Source organism: Frondihabitans sp. Leaf304 (assembly GCF_001423105.1).
Taxonomy (GTDB): Bacteria; Actinomycetota; Actinomycetes; order Actinomycetales; family Microbacteriaceae; genus Frondihabitans.
Genome location: NZ_LMNV01000003.1, coordinates 123009 through 129821, shown reverse-complemented (window position 1 = coordinate 129821; position 6813 = coordinate 123009). Strand labels below are relative to the sequence as shown.

Below are 6813 nucleotides of genomic sequence, written 5' to 3'. Positions count from 1 at the left end.
GCGCGGCACCCACTTCCACCCCGGCGTCAACGTCGGCCGTGGCGGCGACGACACCCTGTTCGCTCTCGCCGCGGGCAGCGTCGAGTTCGGTGCCAAGGGCGGCCGCAAGGTCATCAACATCGTCGGCGCCGACGCGTAGCACCTGATTTCTCCGGATGGGCGAGCTTCGGCTCGCCCATCCGTGTTTAGAGCACCACTGCGTTCCCGCATCACCGCAATTCCAGCACCACCAACCCCAACGGACTGAGACAAACCCATGGCAACATTCGTCGACCACGTGTCGCTCCACCTCAAGGCGGGCAACGGCGGGGATGGCTGCGTCTCGGTCCGCCGCGAGAAGTTCAAGCCCCTCGCGGGCCCCGACGGCGGCAACGGCGGTCACGGCGGCGATATCGTGCTCGTCAGCGATACCGGCGTCACGACGCTCCTTGGCTTCCACCGCAACCCGCACCGCTCCAGCCCGAACGGCGGGCCCGGCATGGGCGACCATCGCTCCGGCAACAACGGCGAAGAGCTCGAGCTGCTCGTGCCCGTCGGCACGGTCGTCACCGACGTCGATGGCAACGAGCTCATCGACATGAACGTGTCGGGCCTCCGCTACGTCGTCGCCGAAGGGGGCATCGGTGGCCTCGGCAATGCCGCTCTCTCGTCGACCAAGCGCAAGGCGCCCGGCTTCGCTCTGCTCGGCACGCCCGGTTGGCAGGGTGACGTCATGCTCGAGCTCAAGGTCGTCGCCGACGTCGCGCTCGTGGGCTACCCCTCGGCCGGCAAGTCGAGCCTCGTCGCCGCCATCTCGGCCGCCAAGCCGAAGATCGCCGACTACCCGTTCACGACCCTGCACCCGAACCTCGGTGTCGTCGAGTCCGGAGCGACGCGCTTCACCGTCGCCGATGTTCCCGGTCTCATCGAGGGCGCGAGCGAGGGCAAGGGCCTCGGGCTCGAGTTCTTGCGCCACGTCGAGCGCTGCTCGGCCCTCCTCCACGTGCTCGACTGCGCCACGCTCGAGCCCGGCCGCGACCCGCTGACCGACCTCGAGGTCATCAAGGGCGAGCTGGCGGCGTATCCCGTGCCCGCCGGTCAGCTGCCGTTGCTCGAACGCGCGCAGATGATCGTGCTGAACAAGATCGACGTGCCCGAGGCGCGCGAGCTCGCCGACTTCGTGCGCGCCGACCTCGAAGGCCAGGGATACCGGGTCTTCGAGATCTCCGCCGTCTCGCGCGAGGGCCTCCGCGAGCTCTCGTTCGCCCTCGCCGAGGTGGTCGAGGCCGACCGTGCCGCGCGTGCAGCCGAAGAGCTCGAGCGCCCGCGTATCGTCATCCGCCCGCGGGCCGTCAACGAGTCGAAGTTCACCGTCACGGTGGAGGGCGGCACGTACGGCAACCTGTACCGGATCCGCGGCATCAAGCCGGAGCGCTGGGTCATGCAGACGCAGTTCAACAACGAAGAGGCCGTCGGCTACCTCGCCGACCGTCTCAACAAGCTCGGCATCGAAGACCAGCTGTTCAAGGCGGGCGCCGTCGCCGGATCCACCGTCGTCATCGGTGGTGTCGACGGAATCGTCTTCGACTGGGAGCCCACGCTCACCTCGACTGCCGAGCTCATGACCGCCGCTCGCGGAACCGACCCGCGCCTCCACCAGAGCTCCCGCCAGACCCGTAACGAGCGCCGCGAGGAGTACTTCGCCCGCATGGACGCCAAGGCCGAGGCACGCGCCGAGCTGATGCGCGAGCGAGCTGCCGGTCTGTGGACGGACGACGACGGATTCGAGGTCGACCCGGCCGTTCGCGACGCCGCTGAGCTCAGCGACGCCGACGCCCGCGATCAGGCCGAATTCGGCGACGAGGGCGACAGCGCGCGCGAGAACGACGCCGAGCGCGAGAACGACGCCGCGCCCGAGAACGACGCCGCGCCCGACAGCGACACCGCACGAGAGGCCGACGAGAGGGCGTGACCGAGATCGAGACCGGGGTGGGCACCGCAGAGCAGAAGGATCCCGCTTCCGCGGCAGCTCCAGTCGCCGTGTCGCGTGGTCCGCTTCGCTCGCGTGCCGACGTCCCGACCGCTCGCCGCATCGTCGTGAAAGTGGGGTCGTCGTCGATCAGCGGACCCAACGCCGATCAGATCGGCCCGCTCGTCGACGCTCTCGCCGACGCCTACGGCCGAGGATCCGAGGTCATCCTGGTCTCGTCGGGCGCCATCGCGACCGGCATGCCGTACCTCAATCTCGACGGCCGCCCCACCGATCTCGCGACCCAGCAGGCCGCCGCCGCGGTCGGGCAGAACGTGCTCATCTACCGGTATCAGGAGAGCCTCCGCCGCTACGGCATCGTGGCGGGACAGGTGCTGCTGACCGCGGGCGACATCGATAATCCCACGCACCGGTCGAACGCCCAGCGCGCGATGGAGCGTCTGCTGAAGCTGCGCATCCTGCCGATCGTCAACGAGAACGACACCGTCGCCACGCACGAGATCCGCTTCGGCGACAACGACCGCCTCGCAGCCCTCGTCTCCGAGCTGGTCGAGGCCGACCTCCTCGTGCTGCTCTCCGACGTCGATGCGCTCTATACGCGTCCGCCGCACGAGCCCGGCGCCGTCAAGATCACCGACGTGGTCTTCGGCGACGACCTCGCCGGCGTCACCTTCGGCTCGGCCGGAGCGGCCGGCGTCGGTACCGGCGGGGCCGGCACCAAGGTCGCCGCCGCACGCTTCGCGACGGAGGCCGGCACACCGGTTCTCGTGACATCGACCACGCTCGTCGCCGAAGCGCTCTCGGGCGCCGATGTCGGCACGTGGTTCGGGGCGAGCGAGGGTGCACCGGCCGAGACGGCAGGCTGAGCGCGGCTCCGCGGATCCTGCCGTTGCCGACGCGTCTCGTCGATCCTGATCGGGGCTGAGGATCCGATGAGCCGGCACTACACTCGGCGCATGTCGATCTCCGAAGTCGCCACGACCGCCCCCGAGACACTCCCGCTCGACGGGCTCGACCCCGCCCTCGTGGCGAAGCTCGAACTCGCCCGTTCGGCATCCCGGGCGCTCGCCACGGCGACGGCCGACGTCAAGAACGCGGGGCTCACCGCCATCGCCCGAGCGGTGCGGTCGCAGAGCTCGCGAATCATCGCCGCCAACGAACTCGACCTGGCTCGCGGAAGCGACTCGGGAATGACGCAGGGGCTGCAAGACCGGCTCCGGCTCGACGAGGCCCGCCTCGAATCCCTTGCGGAGGCTACCGAGCTCATCGCGACGCTCGTCGACCCGGTGGGGGAGGCGCTCCGCGGCAAGATCCTGCCGAACGGCTTGCAGCTGACGCAGGTGCGAGTGCCCTTCGGAGTCGTCGGAGCGATCTACGAGGCTCGGCCGAACGTGACCATCGACATCGCGGCGCTTGCCCTGAAGAGCGGCAACGCGGCGGTCCTGCGTGGGGGGAGTGCTGCAGAGAGCACCAACCGCGTGCTCGTCGAGGTCATCCAAGAGGCTCTCGAGTCGGCGGGTCTGCCCCGCGATGCCGTCCAGACCATCGACGAGTTCGGCCGCTCCGGCGCCACCGATCTGATGCGAGCTCGCGGCTACGTCGACGTGCTCGTTCCGCGGGGGAGTGCGCAGCTAATCGACACGGTCGTGCAGGAGTCGAAGGTCCCCGTCATCGAGACCGGGGCGGGCGTGGTCCACGTGTTCCTCGATGAGTCGGCCGACGGCGACTGGGCCCGTGACATCGTGCACAACGCCAAAGTGCAGCGGCCGAGCGTCTGCAACGCTCTCGAGACGCTGCTCGTGCACGAGGCGGCCGCCGAACGCCTCCTGCCCAGCGTGCTAGCCGACCTTCGCGCGGCGGGCGTCACGATCCACGCCGACGAGCGAACACGTGGGCTCTTCGCCGACTCGGTGCCCGCGACCGCCGACGACTGGGCCACCGAATACATGTCGCTCGACCTCTCGGTGAAGGTGGTCGACTCGATCGACGAGGCGATGGACCACATCGCCCGCTACTCGACCCATCACACCGAGTCGATCATCACTAACGACCTCCGCAACACGGAGCGCTTTCTGGCCGAGGTCGACAGCGCGGTCGTCATGGTCAACACCTCCCCGCGATTCACCGACGGGGGCGAGTTCGGCTTCGGCGCAGAGGTGGGCATCTCGACGCAGAAGCTGCACGCTCGCGGGCCGATGGGGCTCCCGGAGCTCACCAGCAGCAAATGGATCGTTCGCGGGTCGGGGCAGGTGCGCGGCTAGCGCCTCGGTGGCGGCTAGACTCAATTGGTAGTACTGCCTGAACGGAGACCTCGCACATGATCACCAGCATCCTGGCCGCAGAAGAGCAACTCGCACCGGTCTTCGCGCCCGCGCCCGTCATCGCACTGATCGCGGCCGCCGTGTTCACGATCCTCGGCTTTGTCGTCTTCAGCTACAAGAACGTCGCCAACCGCGGCTACACCGGCCCCGGTCATGACGACCAGCAGCCCGTGCACCACACCGTCGACACCGACAGCCTTCCGATCGACGAGTTCGGTCACCCCAAGGCCAACTGAGCAGCGGCCCGCAGGCCCTCCTCGTGACGACCGAAGCCTCTGTGACGACCGAAGACTCCGTGTCGACCGAAGAGTCGTCGGCAGTCCGCTCGGCTGATCCGGTGTCCGCGCCTCTGCGCCGCATCGGCGTCATGGGTGGCACCTTCGATCCCATCCACAACGGGCACCTCGTGGCAGCCAGTGAGGTCGCCACCGAATTCGATCTCGACGAGGTCGTCTTCGTTCCCACCGGTCAGCCCTGGATGAAGAGCGGTCCGGGGCACCGAGTGGTGACGGAGGCCGAGCACCGCTACTTGATGACGGTGATCGCGACCGCGTCGAACCCGATGTTCACGGTCAGCCGCGTCGACATCGATCGTCAGGGCGCGACCTTCACGATCGACACTCTTCGCGACATCCGCGCCGAGCACCCCGATGCCCAGCTCTTCTTCATCACGGGTGCCGACGCCGTGGCGCAGATCCTCGACTGGAAAGACGTGCAGGAGCTCTGGGAGCTCGCGCACTTCGTCGCCGTGTCTCGGCCAGGACACGACCTCAGCGTCAGCGGCCTCCCAGAGAGCGAAGTAAGCTTGCTGGAGGTTCCCGCACTGGCGATCTCATCGACCGACTGCCGCAGCCGAGTCGGTCGGGGCTCTCCCGTCTGGTACCTGGTACCCGACGGCGTCGTCCAGTACATCTCGAAGCACCACCTGTACGAAGACGCCTCTGTCGAACCGCAGAGCATCACCGCACCGAGTATGAGCACAGAATCGGTCGAAGCGACCGTGACGGAGACTGAATGAGTTCGACAGACGGCCAGCCGCCACTCACCAGGCGGCAGGTGCGCGACCTCGAAAGGGCGAAAGAGGCGGGCGAGGCGATCACGGGGAGCATCTCGATCGTCTCCGGTTCCCCCGTTCCGTCAGCCATGCCCGTGTCATCCACAGCACCCGTCTCGTCTCGAGCTCCCGGTTCGTCGGGTGCACCGTCGTCGACTCCGGCATCGGGCACCGATGGCCCAGCAGCTGCCGCTCCGGCACCCGGCTCGATCGCAGCCCCCGGCCAGGGGCCGACCCGTCGAGAGCTCCGCGCTCAGCGCGACGCACTTCAGCCGGCCGATGCAGCGCCCGTACCCCTTCGCGCACCCCGACCGACGACGGCCGAGGGGGCCAGTGAGCGAGGGCTCTCCGACGCCCTGAGCCACGTGGCCGACATCGAGAATGGCACGCCCAGGCCCATCATCCCGCCGCGTGAGGCGCAGCCCATGCCCGCGGCCCCGATCCCGGCCGACGACGTCGACGACGCCGACGACGAGGTCGAGTCAGCCGGAACACCGGCGCCGCGGTCCGTGCACCGCTCGCCGGCGGTGGAAGAGCCTCTCGTCGAGACGCCGTCGGTCGCGGATGCGGCCGACGAGGCCCCGCGTCGACGTGGCACCGGTTCGACCCACAACACGGCCTCGCCCTCCGGCTCCGCACCCGCTCCGTCGTCGGTGCCCACGGTGTTCCCCCTGACGCTTTCGGGCTCCGAGAATGGCCCCGGTAAGGCTGCGACGCGTGCCGTCCCGGATCCTGCGCCCTCCCCTTCGTCGTCGCCGTCCGTTTCGGTCCCGTCGGCTCCGTCCGCCGCGTCGTCTTCTCCCGCGTCGGCGGCCCAGGCGGTTCCGAGAGTCACTCCGCCGATCGAGATCCCTCCCGTTCAGCCGCCCGCGGCTGAGACACCCGGCTCAGCCGGAAGCAAAGGGTCGAACACACCTCGCGTCCCGGCCTCGGTGCCCGAGTCGCCGACCCCCTACACGCCGCCGACCGGTCACTGGTCGACGCAGGCCGAGCGCGACGACGACGCCCATGGGCCCGTCGGCGGCAGCTTCAGTTCGTCGACCGGGCAGCACAACGCGCTCATCCTCGGCGACGACCGCCTCCCCGATGTCACCGGCGCCCTGAACGCAACCGGCGAAGTGATCATCACCGGATCTATCGACCTCCCGCGCAGTCTCGCGACGACCGGGTCGCACCACATCCAGCGCATCGACGGCGCCGACATCGATCGCATGCTCGAAGAGGGCGATCGCGAGCCCGAGGGCAACGATGCCACTCCCGTCCGTGCCAGTCGTGCCGTGAGTGCCAACACGTCCACCAGGCAGGTCGTGCTCGCCGGGGGCAAGCCGAAGACCAGTCGCCTGCCAATCGTCGCCACAATCTGTGTTGCAGCCGTAGGTGTTGTTATCGTAGGTGGCGTCGTCGTCGGTTTCGTCACCGGCGTCCTGTAACTTTCTCCCCTCGCATCGAGCTTCACGTCGCGCGGTCGG

At 68.8% G+C, this 6813-nt stretch carries 7 protein-coding genes; all 7 read left to right on the top strand.

Annotation, left to right across the window (positions count from 1 at the left end):
• The coding region (locus tag ASF54_RS10945) for a 50S ribosomal protein L27 (protein ID WP_200919614.1) at positions 1 to 139 on the top strand (139 nt) is incomplete at its 5' end.
• A 117-nt stretch (positions 140 to 256) separates the two neighbouring features.
• Positions 257 to 1951, top strand: a complete 1695-nt coding sequence (gene obgE / locus ASF54_RS10940; RefSeq protein WP_084816198.1) for a GTPase ObgE — start codon at positions 257 to 259, stop codon at positions 1949 to 1951.
• A 68-nt stretch (positions 1952 to 2019) separates the two neighbouring features.
• The gene (gene proB, locus ASF54_RS10935; RefSeq protein WP_055963911.1) at positions 2020 to 2835 is read left to right on the top strand and encodes a glutamate 5-kinase; all 816 of its coding nucleotides are present in this window, start codon (positions 2020 to 2022) and stop codon (positions 2833 to 2835) included.
• A gap of 90 nt (positions 2836 to 2925) precedes the next feature.
• A complete protein-coding gene (locus ASF54_RS10930) occupies positions 2926 to 4230 on the top strand; it encodes a glutamate-5-semialdehyde dehydrogenase (RefSeq protein WP_084816280.1) in 1305 nt (434 codons plus the stop codon).
• 56 nt (positions 4231 to 4286) lie between these two features.
• Positions 4287 to 4526: a hypothetical protein gene (locus tag ASF54_RS10925; protein ID WP_055962724.1), complete on the top strand. Its 240-nt coding sequence runs from the start codon at positions 4287 to 4289 to the stop codon at positions 4524 to 4526.
• A gap of 131 nt (positions 4527 to 4657) precedes the next feature.
• Positions 4658 to 5308, top strand: coding sequence for a nicotinate-nucleotide adenylyltransferase (gene nadD, locus ASF54_RS10920; protein WP_084816279.1), 651 nt, complete (start codon positions 4658 to 4660; stop codon positions 5306 to 5308).
• The gene (locus ASF54_RS10915) at positions 5305 to 6774 is read left to right on the top strand and encodes a hypothetical protein (RefSeq protein WP_055962722.1); all 1470 of its coding nucleotides are present in this window, start codon (positions 5305 to 5307) and stop codon (positions 6772 to 6774) included. Before nadD ends, ASF54_RS10915 begins: the two co-directional genes overlap by 4 nt.
• Positions 6775 to 6813 lie beyond the last annotated feature (39 nt).

Bases quoted from the DNA above. Each gene is read 5' to 3' on its own strand.
- nadD (WP_084816279.1), top strand. From the start codon at position 4,658: ATGGGTGGCACCTTCGATCCCATCCACAACGGGCACCTCGTGGCAGCC.
- ASF54_RS10925 (WP_055962724.1), top strand. From the start codon at position 4,287: ATGATCACCAGCATCCTGGCCGCAGAAGAGCAACTCGCACCGGTCTTC.
- ASF54_RS10930 (WP_084816280.1), top strand. From the start codon at position 2,926: ATGTCGATCTCCGAAGTCGCCACGACCGCCCCCGAGACACTCCCGCTC.
- ASF54_RS10915 (WP_055962722.1), top strand. From the start codon at position 5,305: ATGAGTTCGACAGACGGCCAGCCGCCACTCACCAGGCGGCAGGTGCGC.
- obgE (WP_084816198.1), top strand. From the start codon at position 257: ATGGCAACATTCGTCGACCACGTGTCGCTCCACCTCAAGGCGGGCAAC.